Source organism: Streptomyces sp. URMC 126 (genome assembly GCF_051386555.1).
Classification (GTDB): domain Bacteria; phylum Actinomycetota; class Actinomycetes; order Streptomycetales; family Streptomycetaceae; genus Streptomyces.
Map to the genome: position 1 here is coordinate 1 of NZ_JBPQTX010000721.1, position 337 is coordinate 337.

The following is a 337-nucleotide window of genomic DNA, read 5'->3' on the forward strand; positions in this document are numbered from 1 at the left end:
GGTACTTCTTGTCCTTGCCCCGCTTGAGCGCCGCGATCTCCAGCGGCCCGTAGGACACCGGCAGGCCAGGGAAGGCGATCTCCTTGTCCGGCTTCGGTTCCTCGTCCTTCTCCTTGAGGTAGTGCACGCTGATGGCGGGCATCTCGCCGCCGTTGACCTTCCAGGTGAGAACGCCGGTGAGGCCCTTTTCCCAGACGTCCTGGAGCGCCACGCTGGGGCGGGGGAAGATCGATGGGGAGAGATCGTAATCGGCCAGCACCTGGTTCAGTCGATCCGTCAGCTGATTGTCCAGCGGCTCGGAGACGTACAGCATGCGCAGGAGCGGGAAGGTCAGTGC

The 337-nt window shown here is 64.1% G+C and carries 1 pseudogene; it reads right to left on the reverse strand.

Going from position 1 to position 337, the window contains the following annotated elements:
• A pseudogene (locus ACSNOK_RS33625) lies at positions 1 to 313 on the reverse strand (DUF6603 domain-containing protein); the annotation flags it as partial.
• Positions 314 to 337: the final 24 nt, after the last annotated feature.